This window comes from Candidatus Binatia bacterium, assembly GCA_023150935.1.
GTDB lineage: Bacteria > Desulfobacterota > Binatia > HRBIN30 > HRBIN30 > JAKLJW01.
Window position 1 is genome coordinate 13,732 of sequence record JAKLJW010000050.1, and the last position, 17,753, is coordinate 31,484.

A 17,753-nucleotide genomic window follows, 5' to 3' on the forward strand; every position below is an offset into this window, starting at 1 on the left:
CGTGGGGTGGCCCGACTGGCACACCAACTCCAGTCGCCATCCGGTACGAGAAAGGTGGGCGGCGCGTCGGCGGGACGCTCAGCCAGCTCGCGATCCGTCAGACGCGCATAAATCTTTTCCCTCTTCACGAAGTTGCGTGGGCAGATTTGGGTGACTTGTGGTGAGTTTGCGCGTGGAGGACGGGGTGGGGGCGGCGCGGGCCGGTAACGAGCCAGGCGACGCGGTGGGGCGGGGTGTGTGTGCATGCGTGGGTATTGAGCGTTCGTCCCGGATGGATGATCGTCATGCCCGCGAACGAGTCTGTCGATAAACGGGCAAACCCGGCTTCGACAAGCTCAGCCTGAGCGGGGGTGGAGTTGATTTCATTGGGTTTTCCCCGCTCACCCTGAACTACTATCGCCGCAAGTCTCCGCGCGGCGCGACGAAATCTTCAGGCCATGGAGCGGCAGTGCCTTCCCGTTCGTCCCGAGTAGCGCCTTCTTCTGGCGCGTATTGAGGGACAGGCTCGGCGGGGGCGCGCCCCTCGATACGGAGCCCAGGGGAAGGGCTCCTACTCGGGGCGAACGGGCTGGTTGTTCGCATTGGGTTGCGGGTGGTAGCCCGCGCCAAGCTCGTCGAAGGGTGAACGGGAGTTTATCGACAATCTCGGAACGCGGGCATCCAGGTGGCGGCAGTGGGCGCCGGCGGCACCCCACCTCACCCTGGACTCCGCCTGCCGCGGGAATGACGTACCATCCTCGCCGCCCACTTTTCTTTGAGGTTCAAAGAACCGCCGCGTTCACCACGTACACCGACTCGCCGCCGGAGACGAAGACCCGCCGGCCGTCGGGGGTTGCAACGACGTCTCGGGCGCCGCGGATCGCCACACTGCCGCGCACGCGCGCGCCGGCAGCGTCGATGGCGGTTAGTGCTCCAGCGGTCTGGCTCGCCACCCACACGGTCGCACCATCGGCGCTGACGGCCAATCCGGTGGGTTGTACCGGGACCGGAATCGAGGCCGTTGTCCGACCCGCCGCCACATCGATCGCCGAGACACTGGGACCGCTGAGGTTGGCCGTGTACGCTCGCGTTCCGTCCGGCGCTACGGCTACCCGGTACGGGTTGCCGCCCACCTCGATCTCGGCAGTGAACTGCTGCCGGCGCGTGTCGTAGAGTTGCACGAAGCCCGGTGAACACACCGGCTTGCAGCCGGCAACGAAGAGCGTCGTTCCGTCGGCGGTTAGCGCCACGTCGGATGGGCGCACGTCCGGCATGACATAGTCCCCCCGCCCACTCGGCAACTCGACGACAACCAGCGTGTTGTTTACCCCGTTGGCGATGTACGCCGTGTCGCCGGCGGGGGAGATCGCCATCCAGCCGAAGCCGCCGCGGAAGCGTTGCACGAAGAGATTCAGCGGCGCTGCCAACGTATTCGTCGTCGCATCCAGCACCGCGAGCGTGTTGGAGAAGAGGTCCGCGACGTAGACCCGGCGTCCGTCGGGAGAGACGGCGATTCCCGTGGAGTTAGCGCTGGTGCGTAGTTTCGCGATCGCTGCACCGCTGCCGGTGTCGATCACCGCCAGCGTCCCGTTTGCCGCCGCGTACACATGGCGGCCGTCGGGTGCCATTGCCAGCAAGACCGGCGGGGGACCGACCGACACCGTCGCCACGACGGCCGCTGCGGCGGCCACGTTCGGCGTTGCGCCCGGCCCCGCCGCGCAGGCGGCCAACGCGACGACAGCAACGACCGACGCCCAGAGCCCCGCGACGTAGCCCGCATATCTTCTCATCGTCACACCATCCCTGGCCGCCGGCGTTGGTCTCGGTTGCTCTCCCTGCAAGATGCACCGGCCACGACGAGGCCCGCCACGTTCCTCGCTACCCGCCGAAGCGGCGGCTCGCGACGCGCCAGAGTACCAGCACCACCACGACTACCAGGGCGACGACGAGCAAGATCACGAACACGTACTCCTCGACGAACGCCGCCAGAACGGCGGCCAGCGCCACCGCCGGCCCGACGATGAGAAAGGTCGGGTCGTAGTAGATTCCTGCCAGGTAGACCGTGAGGCCAAGCAGGATCAACGCCACCAGCGCCACTTCGTTGCGCTGCAGGAGTCCCTGTCGCTCGAGGGCGAACAGCATGTTGAACGCGCCCACGAAACCCAGCCAGTGCAGGACCAGCCCGCGCAGGTTCCGCCACGACCAGTCTCCGGTCGGCAGCGTGTGCTCCCAGAGGCTGACCGCCGCGAAGGCGACGACGAGGCCGTGAAAATACCCGTGTGCCACCGCCGCGCCGGCATCGACCAGCGCCAGCCCTATCACCGACAACGCCACCAACGCGCCCGCGAGAACGATGCGCACCCGCCAGTGCCTGCCCACCCCTCCGACCTGCGTCTCACCCATGTCAGTTCTCCCCAACCGTCGTGCGAACCGGCCCCAACGCCAGTCGCTCAAGCCCATCCAATCTCAACCGGTCCCCATCGATCTCGATCGATCTCAACCCGCCTCAGTCCCTCCACTCAGCGCAGCCCGGCCGCCAGCCGCGTCGCTTCGTACATCGCACCCCAGTCCTTTTGCCCCAAACCGTGGGCTGCCGCGGTCAGGAGGCGGTCCCGCACAATATTGGCCACCGGCAGCGGCGCCCGCGCAGCCGCGGCGGCGTCGACGATGAGTTGCAAGTCCTTCAAACCGGCAACCAGAGCGAAACCGACGTCGTCGAACTTGCGGGCGCGAACCCGCTCGGCGTAGTCCTTGAGCGCGGGCGACCCGAACAGAGTCGACATAACCAGTTCGAGAATTGTGGCGTCGATCCCGCTCTTTTCGCCGAAGGCGAACACCTCGCCCATGAGCTCGATCACCGCCGCCACCAGATAGTTCACGGCCAGCTTGAGGCAGTTGGCGACCCGATGCGACGTCCCGAGGTTGACGGCGCCCAGGGAGTACGCGGTGAACAGTCGTTCGCAGCGTGCGATCGCGTCGGGATCGCCGGCAACGAAGGTCCGCAACTGGCCCGCCGCGGCGGCGTCGGGGCGGCCGAGGACGGGCGCCGCCACATAATGGCTGCCGTGTTCGGCGTGCAGCGCCGCGAGCCTTTCGGCGCACATTGGCGAGATGGTCGTGGTGCCGACGTGAATGCCCCCGCGGCGCAAACCGGCGAGAATCCCCTCCGGCCCTTTGACGGCGGCGAGCACCGACTCGTCGTCCATCAGGCACGTGACCACCACGTCGGCGCCGGCGGCGGCGGCCCGCGGCGACGGCGCCACCTTCGCGCCCGCTCTGGTGAGGCGCTCTGCCTTTGCCACGGTCCGATTGTACACCGTTACGGTAAACCCGGCCTTCAGGATGTTCTGGGCAATCGCCGTTCCCATCCGTCCGAGGCCGACGAACCCAACCTTCTCTACGGCACCCGTCATGACCGCCAGCCCTCCTCGCGAGCTAGAGAATGTCACGCTCGGCCTTCCGAGGGAAACACCGCCGCATCTTGCGCCCCGGCGAATGGATGCTCCGGAGAGGCGCCGCGGAGCCGGCGCCGGGTGGACTTAGACGCCGTCATCGCGATAGGAGGAGTGCAGGCGCGGCCGCGCCGGAGGGGATTCGATGTACATCAACGTTGACGGGGTCCGTCTGTTTTTCGATGTGGAAGGGGCCAAACTCGTCCCCGATGGCCCGACGATGCGGGAGAAGCCGACGCTGCTCCTGTTGCACGGCGGGCCCGGCTTCGACCATTCGAGTTACAAGCCGGCGTTCGCGCGTTTCGCAGACCTTGCCCAGGTCGTCTATCTCGATCACCGCGGCAACGGCCGCAGCGACCGCAGCACGACCGAGCGCTGGACCCTCGCTCAGTGGGGAGACGACGTACGCGCTTTCTGCGATGCGCTTGGCATCGAAAAGCCCATCGTCATGGGCCAGTCGTTCGGCGGTTTCGTCGCGATTGCGTATGCCACGCGGCACCCGGATCATCCGGGCGGGCTCATCCTGTCGAGCACCTCGGCACGCCATCGTCTCGACCGGGTTCTTGCGACATTCGAACGGCTCGGTGGTTCCGCCGCGCGCGAAGCCGCCCGCCGTTACTGGCAGGAGCCGGGCCCGCACACGATGCAGGAATACGTGCGGCTCTGCTTCCCGCTTTACAATCGCACCCAGGGCGATCCGGAGAGCCTGTCGCGCACGGTCTGGAACTTCGACGTCATGTACCACTTCGGAGCGGGAGAAGACCTGTCGTTCGACTTCCTCGCCGACCTCGGTCGCGTGCATTGTCCGACCCTGGTGCTGGGCGGCGAGCAGGACCCGATTACCCCGATCGAAGATCAGGCCGACATTGCCGCGGCGATTCCTCCGCAGTATGTGCGCTTCGAGCGCTTCGCCGCTTGCGGCCACGGCGTCTTCCGCGACAACCCGGACAGGGCGTTCGGGGTGATTGAGGAGTTCTTGGGAGCGTGAAGGCCCCCCTCACTTCACCTCTTCCAACCAGTCCTGGCTGTTGAACCACTTGTCCTGGAGCGCTTCGAGCGCGCCGGTACCGTCGAGTTGATCGAGGAAGTTCGTCGTCCAGTTGACCAGCAGCGGGTCGTTGGGAGGCAGTGCGATGCCGAGTGGCTCGAAGGAGAGTGGGTCCTTGAGCACTTCGAGATTGACCCACGGATAGCGCATTGCCGCGAGCAGGGCGGCGGGGTAGTCGGCGACCATGGCGTCGGCCTTACGTTCGACGAGGAACCTTACGGCGGCGTCGTAGCTGTTGGCGAGTATGAGCTGTGCGGTCGGCAGGAACGAGCGCACGAAAGCTTCGCTGGTCGAGCCCTGCAAGGCCACGATGCGCAGGTCGGCGTCGTTCAAGCGATCGCGATCTTTGAGGCGTTCGATATCCTCCGATCTGGCGACGATCGTCTTGCCCGAAAGCAGGTACGGGCCGACGAAGGCGACCTTCAGGTTGCGCTGCGGAGTCATGGTCACACCGCCGAGCGCCACGTCGATGTCGCCGGCCTCGATTGCGGGGACCAATTCGCCGAACTGCATCGTCACGACCCGCAGCCTGACGCCCATGGCTTCGGCCATGGCCTGCCCGAGATCGGGCTCGAGGCCGATGATGTTGCCGTTTTTCGCTTCCATGGTCAGCGGCGGTTGATCTACCGTCGTGCCGACGACCAGTTCCCCGCGGTGTAGTATCCGCGCAATGACCGGTGCGACGCTCTTCGGCGCCGATAGTGCGGCCGGTTCGTGGTGGCGTGTCGCACAGGCGCCGAGCGCCAACACCCCCACCATCGCCGCTGCTGGCCACCCCTTCCAACCCATTTCGGTCTCCTTCTCCGAGCCCTTGCGAGGCCGGTAACGTGCCCCGATCACGCGTTATGTGCCGTACCCGGAGCGTACGGACCCAGCGCAAAAAGTCCAGCGGGTTGTTGGAGGCGTCGGCGCCGGCGGCAATCTCGGCCTCGGGCGGGCGAAGGCACGGGCCGCAACGGGAAACGCAAGCGGTGCGCCGAACGGCTCTCCAGGTCACGGGGTGGGGGCCGAAGGCGCACGGGCCGGGCTCTCCTGCCAATGACGTTCGAGGTCAGCGCGGGTAAAGACACTGACCACGGGCACGGACGGTCCGGCGGCGGCGCGCACGTTGTCCATGCCGCCTTCCTGTCGGTCCACCAGTACGACGACCGCCGCGACACGGATACCCGCCTCGCGGCAGCGTTGGACGGCGTCGATCGTGGACCCACCGGTAGTGACGACGTCGTCGACCACGGCCACGGTTACGCCCGGGCACCCCTCGATGAACTTCATCATCCCGTGGCCTTTGGGGGTCTTGCGTACGGTGAAGGCGTTAAGGGGACGCTGGATCGTGGCGCACCAGAACGCCGTGGCCAGGGCGATAGCGTCTGCCCCCATGGTCAGACCGCCGATGCCGTCGACGCCGGCCGGCAGCCGTTCTGCCACCAGCAGTCCGATGAGCGGCAGAGCTTCGCCGCGCATGGTGGTGGCTTTGCAGTCGATGTAGAAGTTGCTCTTCCTTCCCGAGGTCAGCTCGAAGCGCTCATCGTCGGCGCGGTGGTAGGACCACCGCACCAGCAGTTCGAGCAGGCGCGCACGCGCCTGGTCTGCCGTAATCGTCGCGCCGGTGTCGCTCATGGGTTGCGGCCGGCTCCTACCACCGTCGCCCGGCCGGGATCAACCCGGGTCCCGTGGAGCGGTCGTGTCGGTGCGAAGCAGGAAAGGACAGCGGTGAAATCTGCCCGTTCGCCGCAGGTGTAACGTGCGCTCCCCGCGCGTTCGGTCGGCGCAGCGTCTGCGATGAAACCCGAACAGAGCGTGCGCGGAGCGTTCGCTCCACCGATACTAGACGTCGAGTTGCACGAACCAGCGCAGGTCCGCGCTGACACCTTCCATGGCGCGACCGGTCAGGGTGCCCGCGCGGTCAACCCGCGATCCGATCGCTCGGCCTTCCCTACCCGTGCCCGGACAGGGGCAAGGCCCGCGCCGGTCCGTCAGGCTGCCGGCGTCCCTGCTCCCAGCTCTGCAGCGTCACGACGCTCACGCCGATAATGAGCGCGAATTCGGCCTGAATTTGTCCAGCTTCGTGCGAATCGCGCGCACGTCGTCGGGGCGGAACTCGGTCACGCGGCTGGGCTTGAGGCGCCCCCTGCGGATCGCACCCGCCTGCTTGATGCTGGTCACGAGCCGATCGAGATCCTTCTGCTTCATTTGAACTCCTCCGCAAGGAGGTGTCGCAAGACACGCAACTGCCCTGGTGAGAGGTCCTCCTGCTTGATCTTCCGGTAGATCGTCAGCATGTCGAAGGTCTCCGACTTCACCTCCCAATAGTAGATCACTCGGAGCCCACCGCGCTTGCCCATCCCCGGACGGCGCCACCTGATCTTGCGAAGGCCACCGGAGCCGCGGATCACCGCGCCCTGCTCCGCGGACTTCGTCACGGCGCGACCGCCAAGCGGAGTCTGGACACCTGCATGGGTGTCCACCGACGGTAATTTGCCCGCGTTCAGTCGTCTGACGGCGGACGCGGCAGGGCCCCGGCGGCGAGGGCGAGGGCTCGCATGTCCTCGAGCCACGCCAGGCGCTGAGCGGGCGTTGTCAAATCCAGCCCTCGGTTGGCGGCGCCATGTGGCCGATCGCCGCGCGCGGGGAACACGACGAGGTCGGCGAAGACGGCCGTGCCGACTTCTTCGACCGTCCTCGATATGCACTCGATCTGGCCGGGGCGCCAGATGCCGGCGGCGTCGGGTCGAGGACCGGGTCGTGGTGTCACCCGACCCGGTGTTCGATCCGTACGAGGTCCCGCGTCGCTGGCAGTGACCGGCGCACCGGCACCGGGCCATTCTGCCGGATTGAGGCTGCCTCTCGTGTCCGCCGAGCGTGAGTTCCAGCCGTTGGGCTTGAACCGATCGGGGTCGGAATCAGGATCGGAATCGAGGACGACACGAGCTTTGGCCACGAGCGACTTGCGGTCCACCGAACAGCCATCGAGTCTGCCGGCCGGGTACATCGGGCAACGGAGCGATTCCGATGCCGACACCGATTCCGACCCCGAGGGGAACTCGCTGCAGCCGGCTTCGACCGGCCAGCAGCCCACCGGAAGGAGGTGCATCGGCTCATCGAGGAACGTCGTATTCGCTTCCTGCTGACGGGCAGCAGCGCACGGAAACTGCGGCGGGGTCGAGCCAACCCGCCGTGTGGCGCCGCGCGACCTGCGCGGACTGCGTGCCCTTGCCGAAGAGGGCGCCTTTCGGTCCCTGCTGCTCGTCACCGACGACGCCACCGAGGCGGTTCGCGACGGGGTCCGCTGCCTGCCTCGCGCCCCGGGCAGAGGGACACCAATGCCGCGACGCTATCGGTCCCACCGACGCGGGACCTGGTACGGATCGAACGCCTGGTCGGGTGAGATGACGACGAGGTCCTCGATCCGGGCCTGCGCCGCCAGCATGCGATCGAACGGGTCGCGATGGTGGAGCGGCAGGTCGCCGGCGAGGACTGCGTGGCCGACCGTTATCGGCAGCGTCTCGAGCAGGTACGCGTCCATGGCGTCACGCGCGAACGCGGCGAGATCCTGGGCGAGGGAGGAGATCTCCGTCACCTTGCCGAGCTTCCGCTTGATGGCCAGCTCCCAGACGCTCGCGGTCGAGACGAGCACGGCATCGGGGACGCGTTCGAGGAACGCGCGCGTCGGCTCGGGGACGTTCTCGGGGGCGCTGACCAGCCAGATGAACGTGCAGGTGTCGAGCAGGACGCGCACGGCTCAGCGCCCCTCGAAGTCCCGTTCGATGTCGGGGTGCGGCGCGTTGAAGTCGGGGGCGAGGGTGAGCGCTCCGGCAAACGCCCCCCACGCCGGCCGGCGCTTCGGATGGACCGGGACGAGCCGCACCGCGGGCTCGCCGTCGCGGGCGATGTAGACCGTCTCCCCGCGCACGGCGCGCTCGACCAGCTGCGACAGCTTCGTCTTGGCCTCGTGCATATTGGCGATGGTTTCCCGCATGCAGTTCTAGCTAGCACTCGTTAGCTAAGCGCTCAAGCCGGCGGCCGCCAGCCCGGGCAGCCCGTCGTTGCCATAGCCCCCCCGGACGAGGGCGGGCCTACACGCCGTCCAACACGGCGCCACCCCCCCTGTGTGAGCTATGTCTCCGGATAGCCCGTGATCGACTGGATCTCCCGGAACATGGGCAGCAGTTGCCGGTACATCTTCAGGTACACCTTCCGGTAGAGCTCCCGGTAGATCTCTTCGTTCTTCTCGATCGGCACGAAAACGTCCCGAACGCGGGTCATGGCGCCGACTGCGGCGGGAAAGCTCGGGAAGAATTTCAGACCCACGGCGGCGTCGATGGCGGCACCGAGGACCGCGGTCTCGTTGGTGTGCGGCCGGTGGACGGGGAGCCCGAAGACGTCGGCGGTGATCTGCATGATCGAGTCGCTTTTCGAGCCGCCGCCGGTCGCCCGGACCTCGGTGAAAGGCACCCGGTTCTTCTTCTCGGTCAACTCGGCGCCCTCCTTGAGGGCGAAGACGATGCCTTCGACAATGGACCGGTAGAGGTAGGCGCGGTTGTGGATGTCGCCGAAGCCGATGACGGCGCCCTTGGCGAACGCTGCATGCTCCGGCCCCGGCGTCCAGTACGGCTGGCAGACCAGCCCCATGCTGCCGGCAGGCACATCCCGCAAGAGTCTCTCCAAGAGATCTTCGGGCGCGACGGCCTCTTCCTGCGCCTGCAGCCGCTCCTGCAGCCCGAACTCCTCCTTGAACCACGACACCATCCACAGGCCCCGTACCACCGTCACTTCGGAGTAATACTCGCCGGGAATCGCCGATGGATGCGGCGGGAGGAACGGTCGCAGCTCGACGTACTTCCGGTTCTGGGTGTTGATGGTCGCGGTGGTGCCGAAGCTGACGCAGGCCCGGTCCGGCGTCAGGCACCCCGTGCCGATGACGTCGCACGCCTTGTCGTTGGAGGCGGCGATCAACGGCAGGCCCGCCGGGATGCCGGTCTCCGCCGCCGCCTGCGTTGTGACGTGGCCCAGAAGCTCGCTCGGCTGGACCAGCGCCGGGAGCTTCTCTGCCTCGATGGGGAAGAGCTTCCACTTGAAGTTCCACCTCGCCGCCCAGCGGGATCGCTTGACGTCGAACGGGACGGCCCCGATTACGTTGCCGGACGAGTCGCGGAACTCGCCGGTGAGTCGGTGGGTGAGGTACCCGGAGAGGAAGAGAAACTTGTGCGTCTTCTCCCAGATCGCGGGCTCGTTCTGCCGAATCCAGCTCGACCGCGAATACTGGGTCGCCATCTCGATGAACTGGTGCAGTCCGGCTGCCTTGAGCAGCGGCACCGCGAAGCTCGGGATGATTTTCGTCGCGTCCGCCTGGCGCGCGTCCAGCCAGACGATGGCGGGTCGCAGGGGAGTGCCCGCACGATCCACGTTCACGAGCGTCATGCGCTGAGTGGTCAGGGTGACGGCGACGACGCGGTCCGGGGGGCCGCCGGCCGCGAGCACTTCCCGGCAGGTCTGGCACAGCGTCCGCCAGTAGAGATCCGGCTGCTGCTCGGCCCACCCCGGACGCGCGGAGAAGTAGGGCTCGATCGGTTGTTTGACCAGGTGGCGCAACTCGCCGGCCAGGTCTACCAGCGCGGCGCGCACTGACTGGGTCCCGACGTCGATCGCCAGGATCAGCTCACCGGATGGGGCGGTAGAACCAACCATGGGATCGCTCGAGTTGTGCCGGAGGGGTGGCCGCGGAAAGGGCCTGTCACGCCTCAACGGGTGTGTCTCGCGTCATCCGAGTCCGTCGGCGCCTTGTCGTCCAACCCCAGCACCCCGCCGGGGTTCATGATGTTGTGGGGATCGAAGTGGCGCTTGAGCGCCCGCAACACCTCCATCTGCGCCGCGCCGAGGAACTTCTCCATCCAGGGAGCGAACATCCTGCCGATGCCGTGGTGATGGCTGACCGAGCCGCCGTGCGCGACAATCTGGCTGACGACGTCCGAGCGGAACGTGAAGAACTCCTGCTCGTCCCTGGGTTTCATCATGAAGATGAAATAGAGGTTGGTGCCCTCGGGATAGAAATGGGAGGCGTGGGTGAGGCAGCAGGTGCCGGGACGCTGCTTGACGAAGGCGCGCACGCCGGCGTGCAGGTTGTGCAGGTTGTCCCACGTGACCCCGGTTTCGAGGGTGTCGATGACGATGCCGTAGTCCAACAGGTCCTCGCGCATGTGCACGTCGGAATAGCGGCCGTGCTCCCACTGCCGGGTCGCGTAGCCGGTGAGCGACATGGCTCCGTGGGTACGGGCGATCCGGCGCACCTGCTTCCTGACGTTGACGGCGAAGCCTTTCTCGCCCTCGACGGTGCCTATGCAGAGGCAGCGGCGCATGGGCTCCATGCCGCGGCTCCGGAGGAACCTGTCGAACAGCCCCCCGTCGAAGCCCTTGAGCTTGAGTCCGGTCTCCGTCTCCTCCGGGTCCGAGATCCGGAGCACCGCCGGCCTGCCGAACTCGCCCTGCACGATCTGCCGGGTGGCGCTGACCGCGTTCTCCCAGGACGGGAACATGAACGCGAAGCGCTGTCGGTTCTCTGGCCGGTGGTTGAAGATCTTCATCGTCACCTCGGTCAGGATGCCGAAGGCTCCCTCGTTCCCCTTGAGAATGTCGTTTACCTTGGGGCCGGTGGCGGTTCCGGGGATGTCGCTGGTTCTGATGATGCCCGCCGGGGTCACGTACTCCTGGCTGTGGACGATGTCATACGCGTCGCCGTAATACGTCGACGCCTGCCCGGACCCGAGGGCGGCGATCCACCCGCCCACCGAGGCCAGCTCGAAGGATTGGGGGAAATGGCCGCAGGTGTAGGCGATCGCGGTGCCGAATCGTTCCGGCGCGTGGTTGAGCGCCGCCTCGTACTCGGGACCCATCATGCCCGGCTGGACCACGCACGTCTTGTTGAGCTCGTTGATCGTCAGGATCTTGTTCATGTGGGTGCGCAGCACCACCGCGACCCCGCCCTTGTCCGGCTGCATCCCCAACACCACGCCCGAGCCGCCGCCGTACGTGACGATGGCGATGCGGTTGGCGTGGCAGTACGCGACGATCTGCTTCACGTCCTCCTTGTCGCGTGGGTGGAGCACGAGGTCGGGCGCCGTGCGGACGATGTTCTTGCGCAGGCTTAGGTTCTCGTCGAGCGACTTGCCGTGGCTGAACTTCACCCGACTGTAGTCGTCGGTGGCGACGTTCGCCTCGCCGATCATGGTGCGGAAGTCGTTGATCCGTTCGGCGCTCAGGGCGATCGGGTGATCGATGCTCACCGGCTCGTCACCGCCGGGCTGGCGCTGTCGGAAATCGTCGTCGGTCATGCCGAACTCGGTCTTGAACATCTCGAACCAGGCCGGGCTCGGGTGTTTGAACTTGTGCGGGTCGTACTTGAAGATCGAGCGGTACGAGTTGTCGGCCGGGGCGTCGTTTCGCCAGTCGGGTTGGAATTTCTTGAACACGCTCATCGTCCGTCTCCTTGACCGGTCATTGCGGCACGCTGAGCGCCGTTCTGACCCGTGAAATCTCCTGCTCCCTGCGCCCGTCGTCCCAGCCCAGATCTCGGGCGACCATGGCCGCGACTTGTTCGATCACCTCGTCGCCCGGGGTCGGCTCGGTCGTCGTAGAAGGCGACCATCACCGGCTGGGGGTAGACGAAGTTCGGGGCGATGTTCGTGAGAGTCTTCCGTTCCCGGAACGATTCCCGCACCAGACCGAACTCGTAATTCGCCAGGTACCGGGAGCCCCCGTGAATGAGCTTCGAGGTTGCGGCCGAAGTCGCGCAGCCGAAGTCCTGCTTCTCGACCAGGGCGACCGCCAAGCCGCGGGAGGCCGCGTCATACGCCACCGCAGCGCCGGCGATGCCCCCGCCGCCGACCAGCACGTCGAATTCGCCGTGCGAATGCCTGTCGATGAATCGTTCCATTGATCCGCCGATGCGCGGGCGAGCGCTCGCGTTCATGTGGTTGTCCTCCCGGGATCGATGCCGGCCGCCCGCAGGGTCTGGATCTCCGCGAAGCGCATGACCGCGCCCATGATCTTCCTCGCTTTCGGGGCGTCGCCACGTTCGATCGCCGCGTAGATGTGACGGTGGAACGTCATCGATCGCCGCCGGTTGGCCTCGACCTCGAAGTAGCGCAGCGACGAGGCGCGGGTCATCTGCGTAAACGCGTTGAGGAGAACGACGAAGAGGAAGTTGCCGCTGGCGCGGGCGATGAGGTTGTGCACCCGCCAGTCCTTTTCCTCGAGCGGCATATCCGGGCTCTCGAAGACGACGCGCTTCAACTCGTGGAGGTCGTTGTCGGTCCGGCGGGCGGCGGCGCAGCCGCTGATCTCGGGCAGCAGGATGCGGCGCAGCTCGTGGAGGTTCATGAGGCCGCGCGGATTCACCTGGCCGTCGAGGAAGAGCAGATGGCGGGCGAGATCCAGGCTGCCGCTGTCGAGGAAGTCTCGCACGAAGATGCCGCTGCCGTGCTTGATCTCGAGCAGGCCCATGCTCTCGAGTTTGTGCAGTGCCTCCCTGACCGTGGTCCGGTTGACGGACAGTTGCTCGGCCAGCTCCCGCTCGGGCGGTAGCCTGGAACCGGGCGGCAGCTTGCCGCGGACGATACCGTCCTTCAGCCGCTCCACGATCTCCTCATGGAGGCGGATCTTCGTCACGGGACTCAAGCGGGTGGTCTCGGTGCGCATGGCGACTGGTCCCGGGTGCGAACACATGCAGTCATCGGATGGTCCGACCACTTAATGCCCACAATGGAAAGTGTCCGTCAAGCGGGGAACCGCGGCGTTCCGGCGCGGGGCGCGCGCTGACTCGCGACCCGCTCGAACAATCCATCGGTGCCCAGTGGCGCTGCGGCGCGCTCCCGGACGAGAGGGCTCGCTACAGCGCATAGCCCGCCTGCCAGGCACAACGGGTGGTACGCTCCGGACGAAGTTCGGGATTGAGCACGCACAAGCGGAAGCACGGCTCTCTGGTCAGCCGGGAAGCGCGCCCCGGGGCGCGATCATTCCTCGCCGGTAGACGGGGTCGGGGTTCGGGTTACTGACGGCTCGGACCAGGCGGCGACCCAGCAGGCAGGATTTACGCGCTTCTCCACGACGTCGAGTGGCGTGCCCGGTTGTCTTCGGCCACCATATCCTTGACCATAGTTGCCCATACGCACATACTACTTTCATGCGCACTCGATTGAGGAAGGTCACGGTCAATCTGCCCGCCGAGGTTTTGGAAAACGCGACCAAGCTGACCGGCAAGGGCATCACACCGACCATCGTGGAGGGCTTGCAGGAGCTGGAACGCAGGGCCAAACGCTCGGCGCTGCGCGCGCTCAAGGGCAAGGTGCGCGTGGGGCTCGATCTCGAGGAGACGCGCCGCTGATTCTCGTCGACACCTCGGCCTGGATCGAGTTCTTCCGTGGCCGGACGCCGTTTGCCGACGCCGTCGATCGCTTGCTCGAGTCGAACGAGGTCGCGGTGTGCGGCCCAATCGTCACCGAGCTACGGCGCGGCCTCGGTACCGCACGCGAGCGGGCGAGAGTGCTCCCGCTCCTCGATGGATGCCACACGCTCGATCAGCCGGCTCGGCTCTGGGAAGAAGCGGGTGACCTGGGCTACGCGCTCGCGCGCCGCGGCGTCAGCGTCAAGACACTCGACCTCTTGATTGCGACCTATGCGCTCGCCCACGCGGCGCCGCTCCTTACGGTCGATGCCGACTTTGCGGCGATGAAGCGCGGCGGGCTCGATCTCATCCTCGCCGAGGCGTGAGCCCTGCCGGCAGCGTCGCAAGCACCGGGCGCATGAACCGACGCCTGGACTCGCTGCGAACATCGGCGATACGAGTTTGTGAAAAAAGGGTCTTCGTGAAGTCGAGTGGGTAAAATCGAGTGGTCATCGTAGCTGGAAGCCGCACGGATCAAGGATTTGAGCGTTTCGAAGTGGTCGGGAAACTTGGCATGATTTGGCGATGGCCAAGCGACGAGGGTTGCAGGACGAGTACCGGTTTGTCGATGCACGTCCACGAGCGACGGTGCGTGGAGTGTTCGGTGATCCAGTGGCGCGGATCATCGTGCTGGTTTGGCGGCGAAAAAAACTGCCTGCGGCGTGTGTGGGCGGTGGCACCGCAGCTTCTACGATCGGCGGCAACGTCTGGTGCGCGATCTGTCGTGTGGTGGCGCGCGCATCTACCTGGAGGTGGAAGTCCGACGGGTGGAGTGTCGGAGTTGCCGAGCCGTGAAGCGCGAGCGACTGGAGTGGCTCGCCGACAATCCCTTCTACACCAAGCGCTTTGCCTTCCATGTGGGGCGACGCTGTCGGGTGAGTACCATCAAGGATGTGGCCGAGGAGTTGCGCCTGGACTGGCATTCGGTGAAGACGCTGGAGAAGCAGTACATGCGCGCGCAGCTGCGTCGTGTGGGGACACCGGCGCCGCGCGCTATCGGGATCGACGAGATCTCGATCCGCAAAGGCCACACATACCGGATTGTGGTGAGCGACTTGGAGCGCATGCGGCCGATTTGGTTCGGCGGCAAGGACCGCTCGGAAGCCAGCATGGACGGGTTCTTCGCCTGGCTCGGGCCGAAGAAGTGCCGGCGCATTCAGTTGGCGGTGATGGACATGTGGAAGCCGTTTCGCAATGCCACCAGGCGCCACGCGCCGCAAGCCAACGTCCTGTTCGACAAGTTCCACATCATGCGCCACCTCGGCGACGCCCTCGACACCGTGCGCAAGCGCGAGTATGCGCGGCTCAGCGGCAAGGACCGGCGGTTCATCAAGGGGCAGAAGTACACGTTGCTGTCGCACCGGGAGAATCTCACGCTCGACGGCCGCCGCGCCCTCAAGCAGTTGTTGGCGGCGAACAAGCGACTGAACACCGCCTACCTGCTCAAGGAGTCCTTCGGCCAGCTGTGGGACTACCGCACCGAGGGGTGGGCGCGGCGCTTCTTCGAGAACTGGAGGGCCGCGCTGAAGTGGCAGCGGCTCAAGCCGTACGAGGAGTTCGCCGACCTGATCGAGCGGCACTGGGACGGGATTGCTGCCTACTGTCACCCCGAGAACAAGGTCTCCCTGGGTTTCGTGGAGGGGCTGAACAACAAGATCCGAGTCATCCAGCGTCGGGCCTATGGGCTGCGCGACGAGGAGTATCTGCGACTGAAGATTCTCACCTGCATGTTGCCCAAGCTCTGAGATCGCACGTACGCGCCAGCGGGCGCGGTGTTGACACACACCCCGCCCCACCGCGTCGCCTGGCTCGTTACCGGCCCCGCGCCGCCCCCACCCCGTCTTCAACGCGCGAAAACACCGAAATTCACCCACACGACTTCACAAAGAGGCATTCTTCATGGCCGTCGATCTACCACAGCCGGTTGCATCGGCCATTCGTCGGGCGAGTTGAGAAAAGCCGAACAGGTGCATGGTGCCGCCGCGGAAGGCGCGCGGCACATGCCCGGCGTTCGCCGACATCGGTGGCACGCCCCGGCTTTCGCTGGACAGGTGGGTTCGTGGGCGTTACGGGGAAGCCATGAAAGTCGCACTCGGCAAGGTCGTATCTGGCAAGATCGTCGTTGCTGGCAACCCGTTCTCAGAAGGATCGACCGTGACGGTCTTCGCGCCGGAAGACGGTGAGATTTTCGAGATCAGCGCCGACGACGAGGCTGCCCTTCTTGCCGCGGTCGAAGAAGCCGACCGGGGGGACGTGATCGATGGCGACCAGTTCTTGCGGGATTTTGCCGGTCGGGAGTGAACCCCCCACTTCCGATCAAGGTCACTCGCCGGGCCGCTCGGGAGATTGCGAAGGCCTCCGAATGGTGGGACGCCAGTTGGTCCGCCGCGCCGGGAACCGTGCGAAAGGAGATTGTGCGTGTGTTCGGTCTCATCGCGCTTCAGCCGGGAGTCGGCGCACCAGCGAAGAATGCGCGGCTTCTATACGGCTCTGAAGGGGCGATCGTAAAGACGAGGGGGATGGCGGGCAAGGTCCGAGAATGGGACGGCATACACGGTCCTCGTGTCAGGGGACGGTGTCAGGGGACGAGAGTACGTTTGGCACGGTACGCGAGGGGGGATTCAGGAACGCGGGGACTACTGGCACGAATCAGCCGCGAAACGTACTGAAGGTACCATCGTCCCCGTGACCCCGGCTTGGCGCTCACCCGCCGCGGTCGAAGCGCGGCGACATCCGCTTGGCCGAAGCGCTCCGTGGCCGCGGTCGGGTGGATCGCTTGGTTCGGCTTCAGCATTTCGACGCGTTCTCGCATCACCACATAAGAACTCGGCCAACTCGCCCCCCCTGCCCGTCCTCCGTCAATCACCCGTGACCCTCTTGATCACTGCAGCGCGGGTCAGGAGATCGAATTGCGCTTCCAGCCGAATGACGCGCGCCGTGAGGTCCTCGATTTTCGCCTGCTGTGCTTTCAGGGCGTCGGCCTGCCGGGGCACCTTGTCCTCGAGCTTGATCATCGAGGTCAAGGCGCCCCACACCCTATCCGTGACGCTCATCGCGCGCCGGCCTTCGCGGCGGAGCGCCGGGCCCTGGCCTCCATCGCAGCAATGCGCCGGTCGCTCGCTTCGATGAACCTCAGTGCCTCGTCGATCGACGCGCCGGCTCGATCGGCCGCGGCCTTCGCCTGGTCCGCCAGTACACCCAGTTCATCGCTTTCTGCGGTCGATTCGTAGGCGGTTGCCCCGCGGCGCATCAGTTCCGCGATGGGCATACCGAGCTTCCTCGCCTTGGCCATGATCGCTTTCTTCTCCCGCGGGGTCGCCTGAACCACGATCCGCTCGATTGCTGCAGCCATGAATGCCTCCCGTCAAAGCCGAATGTACATGGACAGGATATGTACATCGGCCGTTGGCGTCAAGCCGTCGCCGGGCCGCCCCTCACAGCAAGCGAGCCGCCCGGCGGCCGCGACGAAGGAAGGCCCGCCAGCTAATCCAGACGAATGGGCCGACGCCGAGGAGAAAACGCAGCGGCAAGCCGCCAGTCGGAGGGATCTGACGAGACACCCACGCGCAATTGGGTTCGGCGCTCGCAACCGGCAAACGGGTGCGCCGGCTGCGGTCTGATCTGGTGGTTGTCAGAGATGTTATCGCATCACGCGGCGTCCCCGACATCGACGTGTTCGGCGTGACTGAAAAAGACGAAGACACCCATGATTGGGGGGAGGCCGTCTGCCGGGCGCATCCACCAGCTCCGTCATGTAGCGTCGTATAGGGCCTTGACATTAACCCTATACACGTCCACACTCTCTCCGTGCCCAGCCCCCGCTACACGCAGATCGATA

At 66.1% G+C, this 17,753-nt stretch carries 19 protein-coding genes and 3 pseudogenes; 6 read left to right on the forward strand and 16 right to left on the reverse strand.

The genetic code is table 11. The features are described 5' to 3' along the window. Nucleotides 1–761 precede the first annotated feature (761 nt). The 3 genes from L6Q96_20255 to L6Q96_20265 form a co-directional block, all read right to left on the reverse strand. A complete protein-coding gene (locus tag L6Q96_20255) occupies nucleotides 762–1,769 on the reverse strand; it encodes a hypothetical protein (GenBank protein MCK6556886.1) in 1,008 nt (335 codons plus the stop codon). An 88-nt stretch (nucleotides 1,770–1,857) separates the two neighbouring features. Continuing rightward, nucleotides 1,858–2,382, reverse strand: a complete 525-nt coding sequence (locus L6Q96_20260; GenBank protein MCK6556887.1) for a hypothetical protein — start codon at nucleotides 2,380–2,382, stop codon at nucleotides 1,858–1,860. Nucleotides 2,383–2,498: 116 nt separating this feature from the next. Beyond that, complete coding sequence (locus L6Q96_20265; protein ID MCK6556888.1) at nucleotides 2,499–3,392, reverse strand: NAD(P)-dependent oxidoreductase; 894 nt, start codon at nucleotides 3,390–3,392, stop codon at nucleotides 2,499–2,501. Nucleotides 3,393–3,576: 184 nt separating this feature from the next. On the opposite strand from L6Q96_20265, the gene L6Q96_20270 reads away from it, so the two are divergent. Continuing rightward, nucleotides 3,577–4,419, forward strand: coding sequence for an alpha/beta hydrolase (locus L6Q96_20270; protein ID MCK6556889.1), 843 nt, complete (start codon nucleotides 3,577–3,579; stop codon nucleotides 4,417–4,419). A gap of 9 nt (nucleotides 4,420–4,428) precedes the next feature. On the opposite strand, the gene L6Q96_20275 is transcribed toward L6Q96_20270, so the two are convergent. The 5 genes and pseudogenes from L6Q96_20275 to L6Q96_20295 all read right to left on the reverse strand — a co-directional run bounded on the left by L6Q96_20275 (nucleotide 4,429) and on the right by L6Q96_20295 (nucleotide 7,231). After that, the gene (locus L6Q96_20275; GenBank protein MCK6556890.1) at nucleotides 4,429–5,268 is read right to left on the reverse strand and encodes a transporter substrate-binding domain-containing protein; all 840 of its coding nucleotides are present in this window, start codon (nucleotides 5,266–5,268) and stop codon (nucleotides 4,429–4,431) included. Between the two features lie 204 nt (nucleotides 5,269–5,472). Next, entirely contained in the window at nucleotides 5,473–6,096 is a 624-nt protein-coding gene (locus tag L6Q96_20280) for an orotate phosphoribosyltransferase (protein MCK6556891.1), read from the reverse strand. A 316-nt stretch (nucleotides 6,097–6,412) separates the two neighbouring features. Next, a pseudogene (locus L6Q96_20285) lies at nucleotides 6,413–6,669 on the reverse strand (helix-turn-helix domain-containing protein). Continuing rightward, nucleotides 6,666–6,899, reverse strand: coding sequence for a type II toxin-antitoxin system RelE/ParE family toxin (locus L6Q96_20290; GenBank protein ID MCK6556892.1), 234 nt, complete (start codon nucleotides 6,897–6,899; stop codon nucleotides 6,666–6,668). Before L6Q96_20290 ends, L6Q96_20285 begins: the two are co-directional and overlap by 4 nt. A gap of 65 nt (nucleotides 6,900–6,964) precedes the next feature. Beyond that, the gene (locus tag L6Q96_20295) at nucleotides 6,965–7,231 is read right to left on the reverse strand and encodes a hypothetical protein (GenBank protein ID MCK6556893.1); all 267 of its coding nucleotides are present in this window, start codon (nucleotides 7,229–7,231) and stop codon (nucleotides 6,965–6,967) included. 330 nt (nucleotides 7,232–7,561) lie between these two features. Between L6Q96_20295 and L6Q96_20300 the strand changes: the two are divergent. After that, nucleotides 7,562–7,648, forward strand: a pseudogene (locus L6Q96_20300) (hypothetical protein). Between the two features lie 162 nt (nucleotides 7,649–7,810). Here L6Q96_20300 and L6Q96_20305 read toward each other — a convergent pair. The 6 genes and pseudogenes from L6Q96_20305 to L6Q96_20330 form a co-directional block, all read right to left on the reverse strand. Beyond that, complete coding sequence (locus L6Q96_20305) at nucleotides 7,811–8,215, reverse strand: type II toxin-antitoxin system VapC family toxin (protein ID MCK6556894.1); 405 nt, start codon at nucleotides 8,213–8,215, stop codon at nucleotides 7,811–7,813. A 3-nt stretch (nucleotides 8,216–8,218) separates the two neighbouring features. Further along, complete coding sequence (locus tag L6Q96_20310) at nucleotides 8,219–8,455, reverse strand: type II toxin-antitoxin system prevent-host-death family antitoxin (GenBank protein ID MCK6556895.1); 237 nt, start codon at nucleotides 8,453–8,455, stop codon at nucleotides 8,219–8,221. Nucleotides 8,456–8,592: 137 nt separating this feature from the next. Continuing rightward, the gene (locus tag L6Q96_20315; GenBank protein MCK6556896.1) at nucleotides 8,593–10,164 is read right to left on the reverse strand and encodes an FGGY-family carbohydrate kinase; all 1,572 of its coding nucleotides are present in this window, start codon (nucleotides 10,162–10,164) and stop codon (nucleotides 8,593–8,595) included. A gap of 53 nt (nucleotides 10,165–10,217) precedes the next feature. Then, on the reverse strand, nucleotides 10,218–11,948 hold the full coding sequence (locus L6Q96_20320; protein MCK6556897.1) for an FAD-binding oxidoreductase: 1,731 nt from the start codon (nucleotides 11,946–11,948) through the stop codon (nucleotides 10,218–10,220). Nucleotides 11,949–12,112: 164 nt separating this feature from the next. Then, a pseudogene (locus L6Q96_20325) lies at nucleotides 12,113–12,406 on the reverse strand (FAD-dependent oxidoreductase). A gap of 32 nt (nucleotides 12,407–12,438) precedes the next feature. Beyond that, on the reverse strand, nucleotides 12,439–13,170 hold the full coding sequence (locus L6Q96_20330) for a FadR family transcriptional regulator (GenBank protein MCK6556898.1): 732 nt from the start codon (nucleotides 13,168–13,170) through the stop codon (nucleotides 12,439–12,441). Between the two features lie 484 nt (nucleotides 13,171–13,654). Here L6Q96_20330 and L6Q96_20335 point away from each other — a divergent pair, with 484 nt between their 5' ends. From L6Q96_20335 to L6Q96_20350, 4 genes are all read left to right on the forward strand, one after another. Further along, nucleotides 13,655–13,855 (forward strand): hypothetical protein, encoded by a 201-nt coding sequence (locus L6Q96_20335; GenBank protein MCK6556899.1) that lies wholly within the window; start codon nucleotides 13,655–13,657, stop codon nucleotides 13,853–13,855. A 23-nt stretch (nucleotides 13,856–13,878) separates the two neighbouring features. Then, nucleotides 13,879–14,241, forward strand: coding sequence for a PIN domain-containing protein (locus L6Q96_20340; protein ID MCK6556900.1), 363 nt, complete (start codon nucleotides 13,879–13,881; stop codon nucleotides 14,239–14,241). A gap of 309 nt (nucleotides 14,242–14,550) precedes the next feature. After that, nucleotides 14,551–15,660, forward strand: coding sequence for an ISL3 family transposase (locus L6Q96_20345; protein MCK6556901.1), 1,110 nt, complete (start codon nucleotides 14,551–14,553; stop codon nucleotides 15,658–15,660). A 334-nt stretch (nucleotides 15,661–15,994) separates the two neighbouring features. Then, nucleotides 15,995–16,216: a hypothetical protein gene (locus L6Q96_20350; GenBank protein MCK6556902.1), complete on the forward strand. Its 222-nt coding sequence runs from the start codon at nucleotides 15,995–15,997 to the stop codon at nucleotides 16,214–16,216. 557 nt (nucleotides 16,217–16,773) lie between these two features. Here the strand turns inward: L6Q96_20350 and L6Q96_20355 are convergent. Both L6Q96_20355 and L6Q96_20360 read right to left on the reverse strand, forming a co-directional pair. After that, nucleotides 16,774–16,968 carry a hypothetical protein gene (locus L6Q96_20355; protein ID MCK6556903.1) on the reverse strand — a complete coding sequence of 65 codons (195 nt, stop codon included), beginning with the start codon at nucleotides 16,966–16,968 and terminating at the stop codon, nucleotides 16,774–16,776. Further along, a complete protein-coding gene (locus L6Q96_20360) occupies nucleotides 16,965–17,267 on the reverse strand; it encodes a hypothetical protein (protein MCK6556904.1) in 303 nt (100 codons plus the stop codon). The genes L6Q96_20355 and L6Q96_20360 overlap by 4 nt, the downstream gene beginning before the upstream one ends. Nucleotides 17,268–17,753: the final 486 nt, after the last annotated feature.

Coding starts and splice junctions, on each gene's coding strand:
- L6Q96_20255 (MCK6556886.1), bottom strand. CDS start 1,769: ATGAGAAGATATGCGGGCTACGTCGCGGGGCTCTGGGCGTCGGTCGTT.
- L6Q96_20260 (MCK6556887.1), bottom strand. CDS start 2,382: ATGGGTGAGACGCAGGTCGGAGGGGTGGGCAGGCACTGGCGGGTGCGC.
- L6Q96_20265 (MCK6556888.1), bottom strand. CDS start 3,392: ATGACGGGTGCCGTAGAGAAGGTTGGGTTCGTCGGCCTCGGACGGATG.
- L6Q96_20270 (MCK6556889.1), top strand. CDS start 3,577: ATGTACATCAACGTTGACGGGGTCCGTCTGTTTTTCGATGTGGAAGGG.
- L6Q96_20275 (MCK6556890.1), bottom strand. CDS start 5,268: ATGGGTTGGAAGGGGTGGCCAGCAGCGGCGATGGTGGGGGTGTTGGCG.
- L6Q96_20280 (MCK6556891.1), bottom strand. CDS start 6,096: ATGAGCGACACCGGCGCGACGATTACGGCAGACCAGGCGCGTGCGCGC.
- L6Q96_20310 (MCK6556895.1), bottom strand. CDS start 8,455: ATGCGGGAAACCATCGCCAATATGCACGAGGCCAAGACGAAGCTGTCG.
- L6Q96_20315 (MCK6556896.1), bottom strand. CDS start 10,164: ATGGTTGGTTCTACCGCCCCATCCGGTGAGCTGATCCTGGCGATCGAC.
- L6Q96_20320 (MCK6556897.1), bottom strand. CDS start 11,948: ATGAGCGTGTTCAAGAAATTCCAACCCGACTGGCGAAACGACGCCCCG.
- L6Q96_20330 (MCK6556898.1), bottom strand. CDS start 13,170: ATGCGCACCGAGACCACCCGCTTGAGTCCCGTGACGAAGATCCGCCTC.
- L6Q96_20335 (MCK6556899.1), top strand. CDS start 13,655: ATGCGCACTCGATTGAGGAAGGTCACGGTCAATCTGCCCGCCGAGGTT.
- L6Q96_20350 (MCK6556902.1), top strand. CDS start 15,995: ATGAAAGTCGCACTCGGCAAGGTCGTATCTGGCAAGATCGTCGTTGCT.
- L6Q96_20355 (MCK6556903.1), bottom strand. CDS start 16,968: ATGAGCGTCACGGATAGGGTGTGGGGCGCCTTGACCTCGATGATCAAG.
- L6Q96_20360 (MCK6556904.1), bottom strand. CDS start 17,267: ATGGCTGCAGCAATCGAGCGGATCGTGGTTCAGGCGACCCCGCGGGAG.